Origin of the sequence: Catellatospora sp. NPDC049111 (genome assembly GCF_040648615.1) — a bacterium.
GTDB lineage: Bacteria > Actinomycetota > Actinomycetes > Mycobacteriales > Micromonosporaceae > Catellatospora > Catellatospora aurea.
The window spans coordinates 69,816-90,896 of the sequence record NZ_JBEZEB010000007.1; the positions used below are offsets into that span (position 1 = coordinate 69,816).

Below are 21,081 nucleotides of genomic sequence, written 5' to 3' on the forward strand. Positions count from 1 at the left end.
GACGCACAGATAGATGGCGTAAGCAGCGCCGCGAACCGGGCGAGAACCGCACGGGCACGGCGTCGACACGCTGAGGAGCGTTCCATGGCAAGGATCGACCACCCCCACCGCACCCGCGTCCTGGCGGGAGCGGCCGCGCTGCTCGCCGCGGCGGCGCTGGCCGCCTGCGGCAGCACCGACCCGGCGACCCCGGCGGCCGCGCCCGCGACCTCTGCCGCCGCCGAGCCGACCGAGGCCGCCCCGCCGATCAAGGGCAAGCTGCGGGGGTACACCACGGTGAAGGAGCTGACCGCCGCCGCCGACCTGGTCGTACGCGGTGAGGTCGAGGCGGCCGGGTTCCGGGTCGACGAGGTGCTGCGCGCGGCGAACGGAGCCGCCGCGAAGGCCGGCGACAAGATCACCATCACCGGCCTGAACGGGCAGGTCGTCGACATGGCGAACATGTCGAAGCTGGAGACCGGCCAGAAGGTCGTGCTCTACCTGGCCAAGGACGCCACGGCCGCCGCGACGTTCAGCACGCTCAGCGGCGACTTCGGCATCTTCGACCTGACCGGCGCCGACGACGCGGCCGCCGCGACCACCCGCTCGCAGGCGATGGCCGTCAGCGGCCTGCTCGCCGAGGACCCGGCCGCTTCCGGCAAGGGCTTCCGCACCACCCTCGGCCAGCTGCGCGCCGTCGCCGCCCAGGCGTAACGGCAGCTCGCGGGAACGGCGCGTGCCGGCGCCGTTCCCGCGTCCGTTCAGTCGGCGAAGACGCGGCTCTCGGCGTCGGCGATGATCTCGGCCGGTGTCGGCGGCGTGAGCAGGTAACGCACCACTGTGTCGCCGCTGGGGTCGCCGGTCGTGCGGCACCGGTCGACCGCCTCCTGCACGTCGTACCGCGTCTGGCGCAGTTGCACGTCGGGTCCGAGCAGTGCCCAGTACGCCGTGCCGGGCGCGCCCAGGTGGTAGGGCAGGCCGACACTGCCCGGGTTCACGCTGCGCCGGCCGGCGACCTCGCGGTCGAACTGCAGGTGAGTGTGCCCGGTGACGATCACGTGCTCGTCGGTGTCGCGGGACAGCTCGGCGAAGCGCTCCTCGGACGTCTCCGGCGTGACGCACTCCGTGTCGTCGCGCGGCGAGCCGTGGCAGAACCGCACCGCGCCCAGTCCCGCGACTTCGACGACGACGTTGAGCGGGAACGTGGCGAGGAAGTCCACCGCCTCGTCCGTGTGCCGGCGCACCATCCACGGATCGCGCGGGCGGGTGTGCTCGCGTCCGCCCCGGGCCAGCTCCACGACCGCCCGGTCGGCGTTGCCGCGCACGAACACCGCCCGCCGCCCCAGCTCCTGCACCAGGTCCACCGTCGTCTGCGGCTCGGGACCCCAGGTCAGGTCGCCGGGGAACACGATCAGGTCAGCGCCGACGGAGGCGACGTCGTCGAGCACGGCGAGCAGGGCGGGCACGTTGCCGTGCACGTCGGCCAGGACCGCGACCCGCTGCACCGGGCCGAGACGGGGAGTCGTCACGCGGCCGATCCTCTCACGGACCCGGAGCCGCCGACCCAGGCTCGGCCGAACACCAGCCCGACGGCACGTGTCGACGCCGAGCCGTCACCGGCCGGGCAGCGTCGCCGCGAGATCACGCCGGGACGAAGCGGGCCGCGTCGGCGACCACGTACCCGTTCGTGGCCTCGGTGCGGATCAGCACGCTCGCACCGCTCGGTGAGGAGCCCGCGGGCAGGCTGAACGTGCCCAGCGACACCCACTGGCCGCCGCCGGTGCGCTGGTCGACGGTCCGGGTGGTGACCGTGCCGCCCGCGCAGACGTCGACGGGCACGTTGCTCGCCCGGTTGGCGTGCGACGTCCAGCGCAGGAACACCTGGTAGGAGCCGGCGGTCGGGATCGTCGGGGTGAACCGCAGCCGGTTGACGCCCTTGTTCGTGTTGTCGTCGTGCTCGTAGTCGGGCCCGTGGTATCCGGCGACCGAGGTCGACGTGAGCCAGACGCCCGCCCGGGTCACCCCGGCCGACGCCGAGCTGTCCACGATGATCTCCCCGGGTGCCGTCAGCGGCCAGGTGAGCAGCTGCCCGTCGGCGCGCAGCCGGGCCTGGAGTGCGGCGATCGGCACCTGCTGCACCGCCGACCCGGCCGCGATCGCCAGGTGCGCGGCCGTCGCCGCCGACTGGGCGAGGATCATGAACACGGGTTCCATCCGGATCGAGCCGTACGCGATGTGGCTCGCCGACAGGCACACCGGGACCAGCAGGTTCGCGCACTGCGACTCGTAGGGCACGATCGCCCGGTAGCTGATGCCGAACGGCTCCGGCACGCCGATCTGCACGTCGCCCTCGTTTTTCAGCCCGCCCGAGACGACGACCCGCTGGCAGTTGTGCGAGTCCATGGTGTAGCTGGCCAGTCCGACCGAGTCGGCGGCGACGCGGCCGCCCCGGCAGTCCGCCTCGGTCATCACGTACGCCGACACCATGCGCCGCGCCTCGCGCACGTACAGCTGGGTGGGCCAGCCGCCGTTGCCGGTGAACTCGTCCGCGGCCAGCCCCCACGACGCGGTCGCGCCGCGGATCGAGGCGGGCAGCCGCGGGTCGTTGGCCAGGAACCACATCAGCCCCTGCTGGTAGACGCGGTGCTCGTCGAGCATGCTCGCGCGGGCGGCGTACGACGCCGTCGGGTAGCCGTAGTTCTGGCCGATGAAGTCGGTCGAGAACGCCCCGTCGTTGTTGGAGTCGGTCTTGCCGCCGCCGACCTGGTGCGTAGTGAAGAACGGGCCGGTGTGCCCGGCCTGCACGTACCGCGCCAGCGGCTCGTACCGGATCGCGTCGTAGCCCGCGGGTTTCGCGAACGGAATCCGGTTCGCGGCCTGGGTCAGGCACATCCGGAAGTTGTACGCCTGGATCCGTCCGTCCCCGCTGCCCGCTGGCGCGACCGGCGTCGCCGAGATTCCGGGCAACAGCCCGCTGGCCGCGTTCCCGGGGGTCACGTACGGGTCGACGAACCGGTTGAACTGGTGCCCGCTGCGCAACTGCACCCCGTTGATCGTCTCGCCGTACACGCTGTTGGCCTCGCGCCCCGCCGTCCAGCCCACCCCGGCTCGCGCCAGCAGGTCTCCCTCGTACGTCGCGTCGACGAACATCGCGCCCCGGAACACCTGCCCGCTGTCGCAGACGAGCTCGCTGATCCGGTTGCCGGCCATGGTCACCCCGGTCATCCGGGTGCTCAGGTAGACCGGCACGCCCGCCTCGGCCAGCAGCTCGTCGAAGATCACGGCGGCGACGTGCGGCTCGAACGTGAACCGGGCAGGCGAGGTCGGCGTGACGGCGGTGCCGTTGTACTTGGCGTACACCCGGCGGTAGAACTCGCCGGCCAGGCCGCCGATGGCGGCTTTGACGCCGCTGTCGGTCATGCCCAGGCCGCCGGTCGACAGGCCGCCGACGTGCGTGCCCGGTTCGACGATCAGCGCGCTGCGGCCCAGCCGGCGCGCGGTGACCGCCGCGGCGATTCCGGCCGAGGTCGCTCCATAGATCACCAGGTCGGCGGTGACGACGGCGGCGGCCAGCGCGGGCAGCGAGACGGCCGGGACGGCGGCGACCACGAGGGTCGCGGTGCCCAGGCGCAGGACGTGGCGGCGGGTGTACGGCATGGAACGCTCCTGACCGGCAGACGATCGACGGGGGAACGCGCCGCCGCACCCGGCACTCAGGATCATGCACCCATCGACCACTGTCAAGCCCTGCGTCCACCCGGTCCCGCTTCATGATCGCTCGACTTGCCGGGCACATATGCGTCTCATGAACGCGCATTCGCCCATGTGCCAGGCACGTCGAGCGATCATGGCTGCGCCGCGCCGCGCCGGACTCCGCGCGGTCGGGCGTGGGTCACTTGATCGCGACGCCGCCCCAGAAGGCGTCGGGGACCTGCTCGGCAGTGCCGTCCGGGCGCCAGTCGGCGACGGGCACGATGCCGTCGGCGGTGAGCTGCCAGCGGCCGAGCAGCTTGCCGAAGTCGGCGGGTTCGCGCATGTGGAAGCCGGGGCCCATCATCGCCAGCGCCGCGGGGTAGGCCGACAGCTCCATCGCGTCGAAGTCGAACGCGAGCCGGCTGCCCGCCGGGACCAGGTCGTACATCTCGTCCAGGGCTCGGGCGAGGGTCGCGTCGTCGAGGAAGGCCGCCAGGCCTAGGAAGATCAACCCGACCGGGCGGGTGGCGTGGTCGGGCAGGGCCCTGTCGAGCGCGGCGGCGTCGATGCCGCGCGGGTCGGCGGCGTCGCCGAGCACGTAGTCCACGCCCGCACGTCCGGCCAGCAGTTCGCGGCCCGCCGCGACGATCTCCGGGTCCACGTCGGTGTACAGGACCCGCGCGTCCGGGACGGTTTCGTGCACGTTGCCCTGGGCGGGGATGCCCGCGCCGAACACGAGGAACTGGTCCACGCCCTCGGCGGCCAGGTAACGAGCCGCGCGGCCGGAGAACGCCCGCAGCGAGCGGAAGATCTCCGCGCACGGCCCGTACGCCCCCTCGAAGGCCTGCGCGGCGGCGACGTCGATCGGGTGGTGGCGGGTTCCGCCGAGCCAATAGTCGATCATCCGGGCGGTGCTCGGGGCCTGCGGCTCCGTCGTCATCAGTTCTCTCCTCAAGCGAGTTCGCGGCGTCCAGTCTCGCACCGTCGTGACCGGACGGTGTCGGTGCGGCCGTGCCTGCGGGTTCGCCGGCGGGCCGCGCGAGGGCCGCCGCCGGGCCCGCACGGACCGGAAAACCGCTTCTGACGTCGTATGGAGTATTCGCGTGTTCCGGGGTGCCCCGCGCCTGAACAACCGTTACGGTCGAACCCATGAGCAACGTGACCCGTGACGTGTTCGACGACAAGGTGTCCGCCTGGCGGCAGTGGCAGGACGCGCCCTGGGGCAGGTTGCGCTACACCCTCGCCGAGCACAACATCGCCCGTCACCTGGACGGACGCCGGTTGCACATCCTCGACGTGGCCGGCGGCAACGGCGTCGAGGCGGTCCGCTACGCCGTCGCCGGGCACCAGGTGACCCTGGTGGACTACTCGCCGCAGATGCTGGTCTCGGCGCGTTCGCTGGCCGAGTCCACCGGTGTGGCACACCGGGTCACCGTGATCGAGTCCGACGTCGCCAAGCTCGGCGACGTGGTCGAGCAGCAGGCCTACGACCTGGTGCTGTGCCACAACCTGCTGCCGTACGTGGCCGACGTCGAGTCCACGCTGTCGACCGTGATGGCCCCGCTGCGCGAGGGCGGCCTGCTGAGCGTCATCGCGGGCAACGCACACTCCGAGCCGCTGCGCGCGGCCATCCGGGACATGGACCTGACCGCGGCGTACGAGTCCATCGACGCCGCCGAGCGGTTCACCCACACGTTCAACACCCCTGTCTACCCGCGCACCGCCGACGAGGTGTGCACCGCGCTGCGCCGCATCGGCGCGGGCGTGCTCGGCCACTACGGCATCCGCTCGGTCTGCGACTACATCCCCGACGACGAGCGCAAGTACGACGCGTCGTTCTTCGCCGAGCTGGAGCGCCTGGAGATCGCGCTGTCGGACCGCATGCCGTTCCCGCTGACCGCGCGGCTGTTCCACGTGATCGCGGGCGTGCCGGTCACAGCTGGGTGAGCACGTTGAAGTCGAGCCGGTCGGCTTCGGCGAGGTAGATGCGCTGCCGGGCGTGCCGGCGGCGCATCGCGATCGCCCCGCGCGGCCCCTCGTAGGTGACCGTGTCCGCGCCCGACCCGATGGCCCGCACGTCCAGCGAGCCCGCCCGGTTGATCAGCGCGGCCAGCAGCAGCACGCCCTCGTAGCAGGACTCGCCGAGGCTGCCCGGCTGCGGCGCCTCGACGCCGAAGCGGCGCGCGTACTGGCCGTGGAAGTCGAGGTTCTCCGGGGTCACCAGCGTCGCGAAGAAGCCCGCGGTGCTGAACAGGCCGCGCGTGGCGTGCGCGCCGCTGGCCATCAGCATGTTCTCGTCCATCAGCGTGCTCAGCCGCAGGCAGCGCTGGTCCAGCCCGGACGCGGCGAAGGCCCGGTTGAAGCGCACCGCGTCGTTGCCGACCAGCAGCATCAGCACCGCGTCGGCGGCGCTGCGCTCGATGCGGCGCAGCACCTCGGCGAAGCCGTGCACGCCCAGCGGCAGGAACGCCTGCCCGCACACCTGGGTGCCGGACTCCACCGCGTACCGGTGCGCGGCCGCCGCGGTCCGGCGCGGCCACACGTAGTCGTTGCCGACGATGAACCAGCGTTTCACCCGGTGCTCCCCGGCCAGCAGCCGCATCGCGGGCAGCAGCTGCTCGTCGGGGGTCTCGCTGGTCAGGTAGACGCCTTCGGTGCGCTCGCCGCCCTCGTACAGGGCGGTGTAGACGTACGGCACGCGGTGCGCGATGCGGGGCGCGAGGGCCTGGCGCACCGAGGAGATGTGCCAGCCGGTCACGCCGTGCACCGCGCCGAGCGACACCAGCGCGTCGACCTCCGCGGCGACCCGCTCCGGGGCGGCCCCGCCGTCGACCGGCACCAGGCTCAGCTCCCGGCCCAGCACTCCGCCGTTGCGGTTGACCTCCTCGACGGCGAGCTGCGCGCACAGCTCGCAGGTCGGGCCGAAGATCCCGGCCGGGCCCTGCATCGGGAACACCAGTGCCACGTGGACGGTCTCGCGGAGGGTGCCCGTGTGCCGGCCGGGCAGTCCGGGGACGACCAGGCCGGGCAACCGCTGCGGCGGTACGGGCATGGGCACATGTTCCCGTGACAGGCGCATGATCTCCAGACGGTTCCCGCACTCGAAGCCATTCTGTAGCATGAGTCACGCCCATCGGTCGAGGAGGGACATGTCCGCCCCAGCGCCCCACGATCCGGCTCCCGATCTGCTGCACCTGCTCACCCAGGCCGAGCGGCTGCTGCAGCGGCGGCTGTCGGTGATCCTGCGCGCCGAGCAGTGCTCGCCGGAGGCGTGGCGGGTGCTGACGCTGCTGGCGGCCGAGGGCGGGCGGCCGATGACCGACGTCGCCGACGGAGCGTTCCTGCCGCCCGGCACCCTGACGAAGGTCGTGGACCAGCTCGTCGAGCACAGCCTGGTGTACCGCCGGGTCGATCCGCTCGACCGCCGCCGCATCCGCGCCTACCTCAGCCCGCGCGGCCGCCAGCTGCACGACCGCATCGCGGCCCAGGTGCGGGGGAGCATCGGTGAGCTGCCCATGCCCGGGGCCGAACGTGATCAGCTCGCCGCGCTGCTGGGCACGCTGACCGACGCGCTGTCGCGCCAGCCCGCCGCCGCCTGACCCGTCGCGGTGCCGGCCCATTGCCACGCCGATAGACCTGCCTTAATATGAGGCTGCAGTGGGCGGGAGCGTTTCCACGGCTCGGGCAGGCACAGAGCCGTTCCGCGATGACATCGGGCGAACCGCGGGACGCGAAGCTCGGCTGCGCCGCTCGGCCCGTGATGCACACGTCGCGCCATACCCCTTCGCCGACTGATGCTCGACGCCTTCACCGGCTTCCCTGACCCGTCCCGGTGCCCGGGGGTACAGCCCGCGCACCGGGACGCCTCCGTCACCCGTGCGCTCCTGGTCAGGATGTGATCAGCAGTCCAATTAGGTCTGGTGGCCGGGTGGCTGGTATTAGTTCCCGGTGACATCCATTACGCAGCGCAATAATCTGCTGGCAATCCTTTTCGCGGCGACGGCCTTGGTCGCCGCCGGCTGCGCACCGGCCGCCGACTCGCCCGAAGCCGCGCCGACCTCCGCGCTGCTGACGGCCACGGCGCGTCCGCCCGCGTGGCAGCGGGCGGACGCGCCGGGTCGGCCGCTCAGGACACCATGTGCTGTTCGGCCAGCTCGGTCAGCCGTACCGTGCACAGTCCGCTGCGCTCCGCCTTGACGTCGGTGACCGTGAGCTGCGTGCCGGGCGCGAGGATGAACTCCTCCTCGCCGGTGAACGCGGAGAAGCTGCGGATGCCCACCGCCCGCACCGGCGTCACCTCGAAGATGGTCCGCTTGCCGCGACCGCCGAGGAACGCCTGCGCCACCCCGAGTTTCGAGGTGCACGACGACACGCCCCACCAGGTCACCGTCTGGCCGACCGGGTACTGCGCCCGCAGGTCCAGTGCCACCCCGCGCCACAGCGGCTCGGTGCGCGCGGGCAGCCGCGACACGGCCGAGAACAGCAGCCGCAGGTACGGCAGGAACGGCGTGATCCGGGTGCGGTCGGGGTGGCGCAGCGTGGCGTTGATCTGGCGGTAGAACGCCGATTCGCAGGTGTAGAGGTACAGCGCCGCGACCTCGTCGGCGGTCAGGCCGCCGGCCGCCTGCTCGGCCTGCCTACGGCCGAAGTCGTGCGAGCTCTCCACATACCAGTCGAGCCCGGACAGGACCTTCGCGGCCGGTGCGACGGCCTCGCGGAAGTCCATGAGCGGGGTGTCGAAGACGCCGGTGATCGCCGGCAGCGCCAGGCCCTCGTCCTTGACGCTGGCGAGCCGCTCCAGGTAGAGCTTGTGCAGCTCCATCGTGGACGCGATGAACGCCCCCATCCGGTCGGCGGTGTCCGCGTCGGCGCCCTGGCCCGCGCTCGTGTTCCAGCCCTTGCTCGGCAGCCAGTCGATCTCGTCGGCACCGAGGTCCCGCAACGCCTCGTTGACCGTGGCGAAGTGCTCGCCGTCGCAGAAGATGTCGCCCTGCGCGGCCGGGTTCGGGTGGTCGATGTGCCGGACCTCGACGTCCGGGTACTTCTTCTGCAGCCGGATCACGAGGTTCTTCAGGCCGCGGGCGTGCGCGCCCCACCACGCGAACACGACGCCCCGGTCCTGTTCGTCGGCGTTCTGCTTGGACCGCAGGATCTCCTCGACGAGCTTTTCGACCACCGGCCGCCAGAACGCGGTGTGCTGGTCGACGCCCATCGCCCCGTCGCCGCTGGCCGTCAGCGAGGCGTTCAGCAGCAACACACCCTGAGTCAGCATCGCCTGGAACCACTCCGGCGGCTGCACCGTGTCGTGCTGGCGCAGCAGCTTGCGGATGTCGGCGATCGGCGTCTTCTTCGGGATGCCGTGCTTCCACATCGCCGCGGCCTTGATGATGCAGCGGATCGTGATGACCTTGCCGAACTGGCTGTCGTTCCAATCGTGGAAGGTGTTGTCGAACATGGCGATGCCGGTCGCGCTCTCCGGCCGCGGGTAGGGATTCTGCCCGAAGACGACGACTTTCCATTTGTGCGGCGGGTTCGGCTTGAGCGCCTGGAAGGTCAGCTCGCGGACGGGCACGACCTGCGGGCCGCGGCCCGGACCGATGAAGGTCGCCGCGGCGGGCTGGGCCTCGATGACCGGCTTGAGCACGGGCAGCCACGGCTCGCCGCCGCCGGTGAAGAGTTCGGCGAGGCCGAGCGGGTCGTCCTGCCCGGCGGGCGTCGGCGCGGCGTTGTCGCTCATGGAGTGCTCCCGGGGGCGGCCGTGCCGGGGAGGCACGGTGATCGGCTTGGGTGCCGCGCGCGGCGACCGAAGATCAGCCGCGCCAGGCGGACCGGACGCTAACACCGGACCATGACAACTCGCGGCGGTCCGTTCGATCACGACTCGGCCGCCGGGATTTCGTCGGTGCGGCCCGCTATCTTTCGAGCCGCTGGAACCACCCCTTCCCCGTGACCGGAGCGAACCATGACTGTCAGCGACATGAAGCCCCAGCTCAAGGTAGTGCTGAGCGACGTCAACACGAAGGTCGTGCAGGCGTGGCAGTCGGCGTTCGCCGACACCCCCGAGGTCGAGATCTCCCGCGGGTCGATCATCGACAAGCGCGTCGACGCGTGGGTCAGCCCGACCAACTCCCACGGGGAGATGAACGGCGGCGTCGACGCGGTCATCAAGCGGCACCTGGGCGCGGGCATCCAGCTGCGGGTGCAGCGGGCGATCCGGGACGGGTTCGGCGGATCGCTGCCGATCGGCAGCGCGGTGTGTGTGCCCTCCGGCGCGGCCAACCCGAAGTTCCTGATCTCGACGCCGACGATGAACCAGTCGGCGGAGAACGTACGCGAGACGCTCAACGTGGCGCTGGCGTGCGCCGCCGCGTTCCAGGCCGTTCATCTGCAGAACGAGCGCGAGCCGGGCAGCATCACATCGATCGCGCTGGTCGGCATGGGCGCGGCGACGGGCAAGGTGCCGCCGCAGGTGTGCGCCAACCTGATGTGGGCGGGCTACACGTTGTTCCAGGACTACTCGTTCGGCGACTACGACGAGCTGCGCGCGACGATCTCGGCCCAGCTCGGCGACATCGAGAGCCGCCCGGTGCAGCGGGTGCGGATCACGCCCCCGGCCCGGCCCGTCGGTCGCCGCTGAGGCAGGCCGGTCAGCGGCGGGCGTGGTTGCCGCGGCGGCGTCGGGCGGCCGCGGAGAGCACCAGCCCGGCCGCCGCGATCACCGCGCCGAAGGCGAGCAGCGGCGGTGCGCCCGGCCCGCCCTCGCCCGCGAGCGCGTTCGTGCCCGTGCCCGGGGTGTCGGCGGCCTGGGCTGCCGCGGACGGGTTCGCGGCCGACGCGCCCGCGTCGACCAGCCGGCCGACCGAGGCGTCCGCGGGCTGGGCGAAGCCCCAGTCGAGCAGGGCTGCGCCCTGCTCCCAGCCGCGCAGCGGCACGTATTCGGCGCCGAGCACGCTGACGACCAGCCGCCGGCCGTTACGCTCGGCCGCGCCGACGTACGTGTGCCGGGCCAGGTCGGTGTAGCCGGTCTTGCCGCCGAGCGCGCCCGGGTAGTTGTCGATCAGCAGGTTCTGGTTCTGGATCTGGAAGCCCTTGTGGTGCTTGCCCTGGTCGGGGATCTGCGTGTACCTGGTGAGGGCGTACTTGCGAAACAGCGGCTCGGCCAGGCACGCCCGCATGATCAGGGCCAGATCGTAGGCGCTGGTGAACTGGCCGGGCGCGTCGAGGCCGGACGGCGTCACGGCGTGCGTCTGGAACGCGCCGAGCTTCGCGGCCAGCGCGTTCATCTCGCGGACCCCGGCCTCAGCCGAGCCCGCGCCCAGCCGGGCCAGCGTGTTCGCGGCGTCGTTGCCGGAGGCGAGCAGCAGCCCCAGCCACAGCGTCTCGACCGTGTACCTGCCCCCCTCGATCAGGCCCGCCGACGAGCTGCCCGGCTCGATGTCGACGTCCTCGCGGGTGATGGTGACGACGCGTTTCGGGTCGAGTCGCGCGATCATGGTCGCGGCGAGCAGCAGCTTCTGCACGCTGGCGGGGGTGGCGTACTCGTGTGCGCCGCATGCGCCGAGCACCGCGCCGGTGTCGAGGTCGGCGACCAGCCAGGAGGTGGCGGTGACTGCGGGCGGCGCGGTGGCGGCCGGGGGCACGGCCAGCCCCGAGGTGGCCAGCTCGTCGCCGCCGACCGTGCGCAGGACCGGGTCGGCCGAGGGCGGCGAGGGGCGCGTCGGCGCGGACACTTTCGGCCCGGCGGGCTTGGGGCAGGGCGCGACGCGCCAGGAGGCGGCCTGCGCGGGCGCGGCCCGGCCGGGCCAGACGGGTGCCTTCGCGGCCACGGGTGCGGTGGTCAGGGGAATCGCCAGCGCCGCGGTGGCCACCGCTAGAGTGAGACGCTGCCGTGAAGGCGCAAAACGGTTCATGTACGGCAGACTAGTAAAAACCGCCCGTAAGCGGAGATGTCTTCGCGAAATTGTCTCCCGGGCTGCTCGCGGCGGCATCGTCGCATCTCCGGCGTTCAGCCTGGCCACCCACCGTCCGGTGTGGATGGTGAGCGATCACAACTGGCCGGTAGAGTCCCCCCGGATCCGAGCCGGGTTCGGTCGGCGGCAGACCTGAGGACACACATGAGCATCGGCGACACCCCGTCATCACCCACCGGGCGGCACCGGAGCCGGACGGCCAAGCGGCGGCTGCTGCTCGTCGCCGGCGGGCTGTCCGCCGTCGCGGTGCTGGCCACGGTGGCGCTCACCGCCGCCGCGGGCGGCCCAGGTTCCTGGTTCGGGTCCGACCCGGTGGCCCCAGTGCAGGCCCAGGCCTCGGCCACCCCGGACCCGTCGGCGTCGGCGACCCCGAGCCCCGCCACGTCGCCGTCGGCACAGGCGATCGGACCGTGCGCCCGGGTCGCCGGGCCGAAGCCGGTCGTCAAGGTCACCGAGGTCAAGCTGAGCGCCGCCGTCACCGGATACGGGCGCGAGGGCGACACCGAGCCGCTGCCCATGGCGGTCGCCGAGCGGCCTGCGGGCGGCTCCTGGCTGGCGTGGCTCGGCACGAACGGGCGGGTGTACCTCGGCCGGCTCGACTGCGACGACAAGCTCGTCGGCACCCCCACCAGCTTCGTCGGCATCGACCTGCAGGACGTGCACGCCGACCGCACCGGCGGGGTCGTGCTGCTGACCCGCAAGGGCGACTGCGGCGGCGGCAAGCTGTGCGGCGGCTCGTCGAGCCCCTGCAAGACGATGCACATGGTCCGGTTCGACGACTCGGGCCGCCAGGTCTGGGAGCGCCAGGTCACCAACCTCGGCGGCGGCCGCACCGGCTACGACGACGGCGCGCGGTTCGTCTGGTGGTACCAGCACCACGGCCGGCTCGCCACCGACGGCAAGAACTACGCGGCGTACTTCGGCGTCGCCATCACCGTGCGCAACGGCTCCTGCGTCGACATCCACGAGGGCGACCGCATGCAGGTCGTCGACGCGGACGGCAAGCTCGTGTCCGGGCACCGCGACAGTTTCGAGGTCGGGTGCAGCCACAGCTGGACGACGCGCATCGTGTGGGATCCGCGGACGAGCCATTACGCGATGGTGTGCGCGACCGACAACGCGTGCCGCATCGCGCAGCCGGACCCGTACCGGACCGTGGCCGCCGGAACGTGCGACGGCAGCCTGTTCGGCGGTGACCTGGTGCTCGCCTCGAGCCGCGGCTACTGGACCGCGTGGAGCCAGGGCGGCGGCGTACGCCTGGAGCGCTTCACCACCGGCAAGGCGAACCTCACCATCAAGACCGCGGCCCGATCGAGCCACCCGCACCTGGTCAGCTACGGGACCGGACGGATGCTGCTCGCCTGGGCGTCGGGCTCCACGATGGCCGCGCAGGTGTACGACGCCGCCACCGGCAAGACCGTGGGCGCGAAGTTCACGGTTAACGTCAGGGACCACGACTACCAGGCGTTCAAGGCATACTCCGACGGCAGCGCCGCCTACCCGGCGGCGGGCGGCAGCAGCAGGTCGATCCGGATCGCCCGGGTGCTGCCACTGGCCTGAGCAGACCGGCGGATCCGCCGCCGCGACCGGAATGACGGGACGGGGCATGTCGGTGTGGGCAGTGCTGGACGAGGCCGAGCGGGCACGGTGGACCTACACGCCGGGCGTCGGCGTGGGGCCGCTGCGGTTCGGCATGAGCCGGCAGGAGGCGGTCGCGGCGATGGACGGTTTCGTCGGCGACGTCACCCCGGCACCGCGGGCCGTCGCCGCCACGTGGCTGACCCGGTTCCGCGTGGTTGAGCAACGCCCGCACCGGACGGCGGTGATGGCCTTCCACGACGGGACCGACGGCCTGTTCTGCGTGATCATCGACGCGGCGCGCGGCCCGCAGGTCACCCTGGACGGGCTGCGGCTGGTCGGACGGCTGCCCTCGGTGTGGGAGGCCGAGTTCTTCGACTATGCGCTGGCGCGCGGCATCCAGCCCGCGTACGCGCCGACCGGCGACCCGGGGGCCGACGAACTCGGGATCATCATGCGGGTGCAGCGGGCCGGAGACCACGTCCTCACCCGGCCTGCGCTCGGTGTGGTCCGAGAGCGCGCGAACACGTTGTGGGACAGTCTGCCCTACGACCCGGACGTCGACGGCTGACCGGAGGCGGGCGGGTCGAACACCGCCAGCCGGGGGTCCGTGGCCAGCGTGGTGACCTGCTCACCGAGTGGCGTGTACTGGGCGCTGGCCGGCAGCGCCGCGCGGACGTCGGGCGTGTTGGTGATCGTCACCAGGACCATGCTGTGACCCGTGTAGACCGCCACCGACCACCAGTCCGCATCGGCGCCCAGCCGGTGTCCCGCTTTCAGCGCCTCCGGCGTCTCGTGCACGCCGTACTGTTCGACGACCAGATCCTCCTCGGTCACGGTGGACAGGCGGCAGATGGTGAGCCGGGCACAGTGCCGCTCGTCGGGGCGGGCCGTGGTCGGCGCCACCGAGATGGTCACCGTGCCCTGCCCGCCGGCGGTGGTGATCCGCACCGCGACCGTCAGCGCCGCCGGACCGATCGCCGGGTCGAGCAGCGCAGCCAGCGGCCGGGCGTCCCCGCGGTCGTCGAGCCCCAGGTCGACCCGCTCCAGACCGCCCGGATTCACCTTGGTACGGAAGTACGCCGCGACCTCGCAGCCGAGCCGTTCGCGGCGCACCTGCTCGGGCAGGATCGATCTGGTGCGTAGGGGCAGATCGCCGGTTAGCGCCGTCAGCCGGTCCATGCCGCCTTCGTCGCCCCCGCTCACCGGCCGCCCCGACGGAGTGGCGGTGCCCGAGGGCGGCGACGGCAGCCCGGCCATGCAGTCCTCGGCCTCGGGCAGCGGCGCTCCGCCCGGCACGGGCCGCAGCAGGACCAGCGCCGCACCGGCCGCGATCAGGCCCAGCACGGTCACCGCCGCCGTGACCGCACGCCGCACCCGCAGCCGGACCCGCCCGACCGCGATCAGTTCGTCGGAGGTGAACGGGGTCGGCGGTGCGAGCACATCGGGGCCCGCTGCCGTCTCGGTGTCGTGGCGGCGCAGCAGGCGGAGCAGCGCCTGCTCGGCGATGACCTCCGGGGGTTCGGAGTGGGGGGAGTTCCCGCGCCGGTAGACGTCCAGCAGGACCAGGCGGGTCAGCCGGTCGGCGGTGTCCCAGTCGCCGCAGCGCCCGTACGCCTGCCGCCGCAGCCGCCCGCTGTAGACGGCGACGAACTCGATGTAGTCGGCCTCCCAGTCGCGCACGTCCGTCAGTGAACACGCTCGAAGGCGGCCGCGTCATCCCCCGGATGGAGAGCGCTCTCCATCCGGGGTCATGCGCCGAGGTAACCGCGCAGCACGTGCGCATCCGGCGCGGTGGCGCTGACCAGCGACGCCGGGCCGGACAGTGGCATCCGCACCGCGGTGTCGCCGAGCATCACCGGCGGTCCGGGCAACGCCTCCGGGTCGACGAGCAGCAGCGAGCCGGTCGCACGCGCCCCGCCGAGCACGGCGGGGCCGTCCCAGCCGGGCGTGCCCGGACCGATCGTCAGCGACTGGCGCAGCAGGGGAGCGCCGTCGTAGTCGACGATCGTGCTGACCACGGCGTCGCCCGGCTGCTCCTGGTGGCGCCCGCAGACCAGCTCCTCCCGCCACAGCAGCCGCGCCCCGCCGGCCAGCTCGACTGTGGACATCGCCTGGTGCCGGCAGCCCGCCGCCGCGACGAGCTGCTCCGGCAGCCAGCGCAGCTCACCGCCCGCCGCGACGGTCGCGGTGATCGTCGTGCGGGACAGCGCCCCGTCCCGGCCGGGCAGGGCGATCGAGGCGGCGACGGAGCGTACGCACAGCGACGCGCCCTCGCCGACCTCGATCTCGATGCGCAGGTCGTCACCGCCGAGCGGCCCGGCGGCGCTGCCGATCAGGTGCACCGTCGCCGTCGCCGAGCCGTCCGGGGTGTGCCGCAGCTGCAGGGGCGGCTCGCCGCGCAGGCGCGCCAGCCGGGTGCCGCCGCGGCCGTCGGCCTCGGCGACGATCCTGGCCAGCGCCCGCATCAGTGCGCCCCGGCGTGAACGTGGTCGTGGGCGTGAACGCCCGCGGTGTGGGCGACTACGTGGCGTACCCAGTCGGCGACCTGGCTCGCGTGCGGGTCCTGCGCGATGGACTGGAAGATGGTGGGCAGCGTGCCGCGGCGGGCGCGGGCGTCGCGGTCCATCACGGCCAGGTCCGCGCCGACCAGCGGGGCGAGGTCGGTCTTGTTGATGACGAGCAGGTCCGATGTGGTGACACCGGGACCGCCCTTGCGCGGCACCTTGTCGCCACCCGCCACGTCGACGACGAAGATCTGCTGGTCGATCAGGCCCTTGCTGAACGTGGCGGTGAGGTTGTCGCCACCGCTCTCGACCAGCACCAGGTCCAGCGGCCCGAGCGCCTCCTCCAGCTCCTCGACGGCGTCGAGGTTGGCGGAGATGTCGTCACGGATCGCGGTGTGCGGGCAGCACCCGGTCTCCACGGCCCGGATACGCGCCGGGTCGAGGACCCCGGCCCGCTTGAGGAAGTCGGCGTCCTCGGTGGTGTAGATGTCGTTGGTCACCACCGCCAGCCGCAGTTCCCCGGCCAGCGCCCGGCACAGGGCGGCGACCAGCGCGGTCTTGCCGGAGCCGACCGGCCCGCCGATGCCGATGCGCACCGCCCGGTCCAGCCGCGGCAGCGGCGGGTGTGGGTCGACGCCCGGCTCCGGGTGGGTGTGGGGCACCGTTTCGTCGTGGTCGTAGGCGTTGTCAGCTCGCAAAGAGACGCACCTCCCAGGTGGCGTGGAGTTCGGCGGAGATGTCGGCCAGCGGCGCCGCGTGGGCCGGCAGCTCCTGCGGGGACTTGTGGGCGACCGCCGCGGCGGCTGCCGCGATCTCGTCGCATTCGCCGGCCATCCTGGCCAGCAGGTGCTGCACCTGATACGGGTCCAGCCCGAGCAACCGCACCGCCGCACTGGCTGGCCCGGTGAGCACCCCGTACGCCGCGATCTGCGCGGCCTCCTCCGTGGACAGTCCCGCCACGGCCGCCGTCACGCCCAGCGCCAGCGGCTGGTGCGGCCCGTCCGCGTGCTTGGGCAGGTGCCCGTACAGCTCGCTCGGCCACGTGTTCCGGCCTGCCCGCAGCAGCGCCTTGCCCTGCCGCCGCGACGCCAGCCGCAGCGCCGGCGACACCGTCCGCGCCTCCAGCTCCCGATCCAGAGAAAGGAAGGGCACCTTCACATCGGATTCCGTAGAGGAAGGTGCCCTTCCCATCCGCGCAGCGCAGAGGTGGGTGGCGGCGGTGAAGGCGGCGGTGACGGGGGCGGCGTAGGACAGGCGGCCGTGCAGGAAGGACTCCAGGCCGGCCAGGTCGGTGACCCGGCCGGCGGCGACGGCCGCTTCGAGGCCGCTGGAGTGGGCGTGGCCGCCGGACGGGAAGCGCCCGTCGGCCAGCAGCAGGTACGCGGTGCGGTGCATCAGAACAAGAAGTACCGCTGGGCCATGGGCAGGACCGTCGGCGGGTCGGGGTCGACGACCTCGCCGTCGATGCGGACGGTGAACGTGTCCGCGTCGACCTCGATGCGCGGCATCGCGCTGTTGTGCGGCAGGTCGGCCTTGCCGCGCGAGCGCACGTCGGCGACGGGCACCAGGGCCCGCTTGACGTCCAGGTCCAGGCCCGCCTCCAGGGCCGCCGGGGCGACGAAGGCGAGCGAGGTCTTGGCGGGCACGACGCCGTACGCGCCGAACATCGGGCGGGGCAGCATCGGCTGCGGGGTGGGGATGGACGCGTTCGCGTCGCCCATCTGCGCATACGCGATCATGCCGCCCTTCATCACCAGGTGCGGCCGCACCCCGAAGAACGCCGGGTCCCACACCACCAGGTCGGCGAGCTTGCCGGGCTCGACCGAGCCGATCTGCTCCTCCAAGCCGTTGGCCATGGCCGCGCAGATGGTGTACTTCGCGACGTACCGCTTGGCCCGGTTGTTGTCGGCCGACGAGTCCCCGGCCAGCGAGCCGACTCGGTCCTTCATGACGTGCGCGGTCTGCCAGGTGCGCAGGACGACCTCGCCGATGCGGCCCATCGCCTGCGAGTCCGACCCGATGATCGAGATCGCGCCGAGGTCGTGCAGCAGGTCCTCGGCGGCCATCGTGGACGGCCGGATGCGGCTCTCCGCGAACGCCAGGTCCTCCGGCACGGCCGCGTTGAGGTGGTGGCACACCATCAGCATGTCCAGGTGCTCGGCCAGGGTGTTGCGGGTGTACGGCCGGGTCGGGTTCGTCGACGACGGCAGGATGTTGGGCAGGCTCGCCACCGTGATGATGTCGGGCGCGTGTCCGCCCCCGGCGCCCTCGGTGTGGTACGAGTGGATCGCCCGCCCGTTGATCGCGGCCAGGGTGTCCTGCACGAACCCGGCCTCGTTCAGGGTGTCGGTGTGGATCGACACCTGCACCCCGGACGCGTCCGCGACCCGCAGGCAGGCATCGATCGCCGCGGGCGTGGTGCCCCAGTCCTCGTGCAGCTTGAACCCGCCCGCCCCGGCCCGCAGCTGCTCCCACATGGCCTGCTCGGAGACCGTGTTGCCCTTGCCGAGCAGCAGCACGTTCACCGGGAACGTGTCCAGGGCCTCGAACATGCGGGCCAGGTGCCAGGCGTTGGCGGTGACGGTGGTGGCCTTGGTGCCCTCGGCCGGGCCGGTGCCGCCGCCGACCAGCGTCGTCACCCCGCCCGCCAGCGCCTCGTGCACGAGCTGCGGGCAGATGAAGTGCACGTGGGTGTCGACTGCCCCGGCGGTCACGATCTTGCCGTTGCCCGCGACGACCTCGGTCGCCGGGCCGATGACCAGATCAGGGTGTACGCCCGGCATGGTGTCGGGATTGCCCGCGCGTCCGATCGCGACGATGCGGCCGTCGCGGATGCCGATGTCGGCCTTGACGATGCCCCAGTGGTCCAGGATCACCGCGCCCGTGATGACGGTGTCCAGTGCGCCCTGCGCCCGGGTGGCCCGCGACTGGCCCATCGACTCGCGGATGACCTTGCCGCCGCCGAAGACGGCCTCGTCGCCGCCCGCGCAGCGGTCCTCCTCGACCTCGATGAGCAGGTTCGTGTCGGCGAGCCGGATGCGGTCGCCGGTGGTGGGGCCGTACAGCGCCGCATAGCGCTCACGGCTGACCAGGATCGTCACGGGTGCTCCCTCGACTGGCGGGTGGCGGGGCGGACGGCCGCGACGTCGGTTCCAGGCGTAGACGTTGGCCTATCCCATCGGATCCGATGGCCGATTTTTCGATGAGATAGGCCAACGTCGATGACAAGCCGAGGCGGGTGGCAGGGTGTCGGGGTGGCGGTCACAGTTCGCCTCCGCATTCGCCGCGCAGGCCGGGGACGATGCGCGCCCCGCCCAGCGGGACCAGTTCGACCTCGCGCGTCACGCCCGGCTCGAAACGCACCGCGGTGCCGGCGGGCACGGCCAGGCGCTGCCCCCACGCGGCGGTGCGGTCGAACGACAGGCCGGGGTTGGCCTCGGCGAAGTGGTAGTGCGAGCCGACCTGCACCGGCCGGTCCGCGGTGTTGACCACGGTCAGCGTGGTGATCGGCCGGTCGACGTTGATCTGCACGGGACCCTCGCCGAAGAGGATCTCGCCGGGGATCATCGGATCGGGTGGTGCACCGTCACCAGCTTGGTGCCGTCCGGGAACGTCGCCTCCACCTGCACCTCCTTCAGCATCTCGGGGACGCCGGGCAGGACGTCCGCGCGGGTGAGCACCTGGGCCCCCGCGTCCATCAGGTCCACGACGGTGCGCCCGTCCCGGGCGCCCTCCAGCAGGAAACGGGTGATGATCGCGACCGACTCGGGGTGGTTGAGCAGCAGGCCGCGGGCACGGCGCCGCTCGGCGACGTCGGCCGCCACGTGGATGAGCAGCCGTTCCTGCTCATGCTGGGTGAGGAACATGAACCGTCCTTCTACACGGTGAGGGCAGCGCGTACGGCGGGTTCGGCGCCGGTGCCGCCCGCGCCGGATGACGTCACTCTGCCCGATTCGAGCACGTGGTAGCGGTGCGCCGCGCGCAGCGCGAACCCGAGATGCTGCTCGACCAGCAGCACCGACAGCCCGTCCACCCCGGCCAGGGACAGCACCGCCTGCTCGATCTCGGCGACGACGTTGGGCTGGATGCCCTCGGTCGGCTCGTCGAGCAGCAGCAGCTTCGGCCGGGTGATCAGGGCGCGGGCGATGGCGAGCTGCTGGCGCTGACCGCCCGACAGCAACCCGGCCCGGCGGCGCATGAGCCCGTGCAAGGCCGGGAACAGCTCCAGCGCGGACGCCATGGCCTGCCTGCCGCCGCGGCGGCCGTCGGCGACCAGTTGCAGGTTCTCGGCCGTGGTCAGGTGCGGGAAGCACTGCTGGCCCTGCGGCACGTACGCCATGCCGCGCGCCACCCGCACGTGCGGCGGCAGTTTCGTGACGTCCTCGCCGCCGAACAGCACCATGCCCTGCTTCGGGCGCAGCAGGCCGATCGCGGCCCGCAGCAGGGTGCTCTTGCCCGCGCCGTTGTGCCCGAGCACGGCCGTCACCGTGCCGTCGTCGACGGTCACGTCGACGCCGTGCAGCACGGTGCTGCGCCCGTACCCGGCGTGCACGCCCTCGATCCGCAGCATCATGCCTCCGCCCCCTGGGCCGCCGGCTCGCCGGTGGCGTGTCCGAGGTAGACCTCCTGCACCTTCGGGTCCGCCTGCACCTGCGCGACCGTGCCCTCGCTGAGCACCTTGCCGGCGTGCAGCACGGTGACGGTGCGGGCGAAGCGGCGCAGGAAGTCCATGTCGTGCTCGATGACCACGACGGTGCGCTCGCCGGCGACCTTGCCGAGCAGCTCGCCGGTGGCCTCGCGCTCCTCGTGGCTCATCCCGGCGACGGGCTCGTCGAGCAGCAGCAGCCGGGCGTTCTGCACCAGCAGCATGCCGATCTCCAGCCACTGCTTCTGCCCGTGCGCCAGGGTGCCCGCGAGCACGTCGCGCCGGTCGGCCAGCCCGATCGTCTCCAGCGCGTACGCCACGTCGTCGGGCACCGCCCCGCGCCGGCGCAGCATCGTCCACGGGCTGCGTCCCGCGCCCGCCGCGATGTCGAGGTTCTGCAGCACGGTCAGCTCCTCGAACAGGGCCGCGGTCTGGAACGTGCGGCCCACGCCCAGCCGGGCGATGCGGTGCACCTCCCGCCCGAGCAGCTCCTGCTCGCCGAACAGGGCCGAGCCGGTCGCCTTGACCAGCCCCGTCACCGCGTCGACCAGCGTCGTCTTGCCCGCGCCGTTCGGCCCGATGAGGAACCGGATGTCGCCCGGCGCCACGTCGAGGTCGACGCGGTCGACCGCGACGAACCCGTCGAACGCCACCCGCAGCCCGCGGATGCGCAGGCCGCCCGCTGTCTCGCTCATGCCCTGCCCCTTCC

At 72.6% G+C, this 21,081-nt stretch carries 21 protein-coding genes; 6 read left to right on the forward strand and 15 right to left on the reverse strand.

Features of this window, described 5'->3' with window-relative positions; translation table 11 throughout:
• The first annotated feature begins 84 nt into the window (after positions 1-84).
• The gene (locus AB0B66_RS12675; RefSeq protein ID WP_360527422.1) at positions 85-693 is read left to right on the forward strand and encodes a hypothetical protein; all 609 of its coding nucleotides are present in this window, start codon (positions 85-87) and stop codon (positions 691-693) included.
• A gap of 47 nt (positions 694-740) precedes the next feature.
• Here AB0B66_RS12675 and AB0B66_RS12680 read toward each other — a convergent pair whose 3' ends face one another.
• From AB0B66_RS12680 to AB0B66_RS12690, 3 genes are all read right to left on the reverse strand, one after another.
• Positions 741-1,508 carry a metallophosphoesterase family protein gene (locus AB0B66_RS12680; protein WP_360527425.1) on the reverse strand — a complete coding sequence of 256 codons (768 nt, stop codon included), beginning with the start codon at positions 1,506-1,508 and terminating at the stop codon, positions 741-743.
• Positions 1,509-1,620: 112 nt separating this feature from the next.
• Positions 1,621-3,636 (reverse strand): FAD-dependent oxidoreductase, encoded by a 2,016-nt coding sequence (locus tag AB0B66_RS12685; RefSeq protein ID WP_360527428.1) that lies wholly within the window; start codon positions 3,634-3,636, stop codon positions 1,621-1,623.
• Between the two features lie 235 nt (positions 3,637-3,871).
• Positions 3,872-4,612 (reverse strand): SAM-dependent methyltransferase, encoded by a 741-nt coding sequence (locus tag AB0B66_RS12690; protein WP_360527431.1) that lies wholly within the window; start codon positions 4,610-4,612, stop codon positions 3,872-3,874.
• Positions 4,613-4,821: 209 nt separating this feature from the next.
• Here AB0B66_RS12690 and AB0B66_RS12695 point away from each other — a divergent pair, with 209 nt between their 5' ends.
• On the forward strand, positions 4,822-5,619 hold the full coding sequence (locus AB0B66_RS12695; RefSeq protein WP_360527434.1) for a methyltransferase domain-containing protein: 798 nt from the start codon (positions 4,822-4,824) through the stop codon (positions 5,617-5,619).
• Here AB0B66_RS12695 and AB0B66_RS12700 read toward each other — a convergent pair.
• Complete coding sequence (locus tag AB0B66_RS12700; protein ID WP_360527437.1) at positions 5,606-6,724, reverse strand: substrate-binding domain-containing protein; 1,119 nt, start codon at positions 6,722-6,724, stop codon at positions 5,606-5,608. The genes AB0B66_RS12695 and AB0B66_RS12700 overlap by 14 nt on opposite strands.
• 97 nt (positions 6,725-6,821) lie before the next feature.
• Here AB0B66_RS12700 and AB0B66_RS12705 point away from each other — a divergent pair, with 97 nt between their 5' ends.
• Entirely contained in the window at positions 6,822-7,271 is a 450-nt protein-coding gene (locus AB0B66_RS12705; protein ID WP_360527440.1) for a MarR family transcriptional regulator, read from the forward strand.
• Between the two features lie 527 nt (positions 7,272-7,798).
• On the opposite strand, the gene AB0B66_RS12710 is transcribed toward AB0B66_RS12705, so the two are convergent.
• On the reverse strand, positions 7,799-9,409 hold the full coding sequence (locus AB0B66_RS12710; RefSeq protein WP_360527443.1) for an ADP-ribosyltransferase domain-containing protein: 1,611 nt from the start codon (positions 9,407-9,409) through the stop codon (positions 7,799-7,801).
• A gap of 225 nt (positions 9,410-9,634) precedes the next feature.
• Here AB0B66_RS12710 and AB0B66_RS12715 point away from each other — a divergent pair, with 225 nt between their 5' ends.
• Positions 9,635-10,309: a macro domain-containing protein gene (locus tag AB0B66_RS12715; RefSeq protein ID WP_360527446.1), complete on the forward strand. Its 675-nt coding sequence runs from the start codon at positions 9,635-9,637 to the stop codon at positions 10,307-10,309.
• Between the two features lie 10 nt (positions 10,310-10,319).
• Here the strand turns inward: AB0B66_RS12715 and AB0B66_RS12720 are convergent, their stop codons facing one another.
• Positions 10,320-11,582, reverse strand: a complete 1,263-nt coding sequence (locus AB0B66_RS12720) for a D-alanyl-D-alanine carboxypeptidase (protein ID WP_360527449.1) — start codon at positions 11,580-11,582, stop codon at positions 10,320-10,322.
• Positions 11,583-11,786: 204 nt separating this feature from the next.
• On the opposite strand from AB0B66_RS12720, the gene AB0B66_RS12725 reads away from it, so the two are divergent.
• Together AB0B66_RS12725 and AB0B66_RS12730 are read left to right on the forward strand one after the other, a co-directional pair.
• Positions 11,787-13,202 (forward strand): hypothetical protein, encoded by a 1,416-nt coding sequence (locus AB0B66_RS12725; protein WP_360527452.1) that lies wholly within the window; start codon positions 11,787-11,789, stop codon positions 13,200-13,202.
• 46 nt (positions 13,203-13,248) lie between these two features.
• A complete protein-coding gene (locus AB0B66_RS12730) occupies positions 13,249-13,791 on the forward strand; it encodes a hypothetical protein (protein ID WP_360527455.1) in 543 nt (180 codons plus the stop codon).
• Here AB0B66_RS12730 and AB0B66_RS12735 read toward each other — a convergent pair.
• The 9 genes from AB0B66_RS12735 to urtD form a co-directional block, all read right to left on the reverse strand.
• Positions 13,767-14,903: a hypothetical protein gene (locus AB0B66_RS12735; protein ID WP_360527458.1), complete on the reverse strand. Its 1,137-nt coding sequence runs from the start codon at positions 14,901-14,903 to the stop codon at positions 13,767-13,769. The genes AB0B66_RS12730 and AB0B66_RS12735 overlap by 25 nt on opposite strands.
• Before the next feature lie 68 nt (positions 14,904-14,971).
• Positions 14,972-15,688, reverse strand: coding sequence for an urease accessory protein UreD (locus AB0B66_RS12740; protein WP_360527461.1), 717 nt, complete (start codon positions 15,686-15,688; stop codon positions 14,972-14,974).
• The gene (gene ureG, locus AB0B66_RS12745) at positions 15,688-16,425 is read right to left on the reverse strand and encodes an urease accessory protein UreG (protein WP_360527463.1); all 738 of its coding nucleotides are present in this window, start codon (positions 16,423-16,425) and stop codon (positions 15,688-15,690) included. The genes AB0B66_RS12740 and ureG overlap by 1 nt, the downstream gene beginning before the upstream one ends.
• Entirely contained in the window at positions 16,415-17,122 is a 708-nt protein-coding gene (locus tag AB0B66_RS12750) for an urease accessory UreF family protein (protein ID WP_360527466.1), read from the reverse strand. The genes ureG and AB0B66_RS12750 overlap by 11 nt, the downstream gene beginning before the upstream one ends.
• A complete protein-coding gene (locus AB0B66_RS12755; RefSeq protein ID WP_360527469.1) occupies positions 17,122-18,828 on the reverse strand; it encodes an urease subunit alpha in 1,707 nt (568 codons plus the stop codon). Before AB0B66_RS12755 ends, AB0B66_RS12750 begins: the two co-directional genes overlap by 1 nt.
• A 160-nt stretch (positions 18,829-18,988) precedes the next feature.
• A complete protein-coding gene (locus AB0B66_RS12760) occupies positions 18,989-19,294 on the reverse strand; it encodes an urease subunit beta (RefSeq protein WP_360527472.1) in 306 nt (101 codons plus the stop codon).
• Positions 19,291-19,593, reverse strand: a complete 303-nt coding sequence (locus AB0B66_RS12765; RefSeq protein WP_155375192.1) for an urease subunit gamma — start codon at positions 19,591-19,593, stop codon at positions 19,291-19,293. The genes AB0B66_RS12760 and AB0B66_RS12765 overlap by 4 nt, the downstream gene beginning before the upstream one ends.
• An 11-nt stretch (positions 19,594-19,604) precedes the next feature.
• A complete protein-coding gene (gene urtE, locus AB0B66_RS12770; RefSeq protein ID WP_360527475.1) occupies positions 19,605-20,300 on the reverse strand; it encodes an urea ABC transporter ATP-binding subunit UrtE in 696 nt (231 codons plus the stop codon).
• The gene (gene urtD / locus AB0B66_RS12775; protein ID WP_360527478.1) at positions 20,297-21,067 is read right to left on the reverse strand and encodes an urea ABC transporter ATP-binding protein UrtD; all 771 of its coding nucleotides are present in this window, start codon (positions 21,065-21,067) and stop codon (positions 20,297-20,299) included. Before urtD ends, urtE begins: the two co-directional genes overlap by 4 nt.
• Positions 21,068-21,081 lie beyond the last annotated feature (14 nt).

Bases quoted from the DNA above. Each gene is read 5' to 3' on its own strand.
- AB0B66_RS12675 (WP_360527422.1), top strand. From the start codon at position 85: ATGGCAAGGATCGACCACCCCCACCGCACCCGCGTCCTGGCGGGAGCG.
- AB0B66_RS12685 (WP_360527428.1), bottom strand. From the start codon at position 3,636: ATGCCGTACACCCGCCGCCACGTCCTGCGCCTGGGCACCGCGACCCTC.
- AB0B66_RS12690 (WP_360527431.1), bottom strand. From the start codon at position 4,612: ATGACGACGGAGCCGCAGGCCCCGAGCACCGCCCGGATGATCGACTAT.
- AB0B66_RS12695 (WP_360527434.1), top strand. From the start codon at position 4,822: ATGAGCAACGTGACCCGTGACGTGTTCGACGACAAGGTGTCCGCCTGG.
- AB0B66_RS12700 (WP_360527437.1), bottom strand. From the start codon at position 6,724: ATGCCCGTACCGCCGCAGCGGTTGCCCGGCCTGGTCGTCCCCGGACTG.
- AB0B66_RS12705 (WP_360527440.1), top strand. From the start codon at position 6,822: ATGTCCGCCCCAGCGCCCCACGATCCGGCTCCCGATCTGCTGCACCTG.
- AB0B66_RS12710 (WP_360527443.1), bottom strand. From the start codon at position 9,409: ATGAGCGACAACGCCGCGCCGACGCCCGCCGGGCAGGACGACCCGCTC.
- AB0B66_RS12715 (WP_360527446.1), top strand. From the start codon at position 9,635: ATGACTGTCAGCGACATGAAGCCCCAGCTCAAGGTAGTGCTGAGCGAC.
- AB0B66_RS12720 (WP_360527449.1), bottom strand. From the start codon at position 11,582: ATGAACCGTTTTGCGCCTTCACGGCAGCGTCTCACTCTAGCGGTGGCC.
- AB0B66_RS12725 (WP_360527452.1), top strand. From the start codon at position 11,787: ATGAGCATCGGCGACACCCCGTCATCACCCACCGGGCGGCACCGGAGC.
- AB0B66_RS12730 (WP_360527455.1), top strand. From the start codon at position 13,249: ATGTCGGTGTGGGCAGTGCTGGACGAGGCCGAGCGGGCACGGTGGACC.
- AB0B66_RS12740 (WP_360527461.1), bottom strand. From the start codon at position 15,688: ATGCGGGCGCTGGCCAGGATCGTCGCCGAGGCCGACGGCCGCGGCGGC.
- AB0B66_RS12750 (WP_360527466.1), bottom strand. From the start codon at position 17,122: ATGCACCGCACCGCGTACCTGCTGCTGGCCGACGGGCGCTTCCCGTCC.
- AB0B66_RS12760 (WP_360527472.1), bottom strand. From the start codon at position 19,294: ATGATCCCCGGCGAGATCCTCTTCGGCGAGGGTCCCGTGCAGATCAAC.
- AB0B66_RS12765 (WP_155375192.1), bottom strand. From the start codon at position 19,593: ATGTTCCTCACCCAGCATGAGCAGGAACGGCTGCTCATCCACGTGGCG.
- urtE (WP_360527475.1), bottom strand. From the start codon at position 20,300: ATGATGCTGCGGATCGAGGGCGTGCACGCCGGGTACGGGCGCAGCACC.
- urtD (WP_360527478.1), bottom strand. From the start codon at position 21,067: ATGAGCGAGACAGCGGGCGGCCTGCGCATCCGCGGGCTGCGGGTGGCG.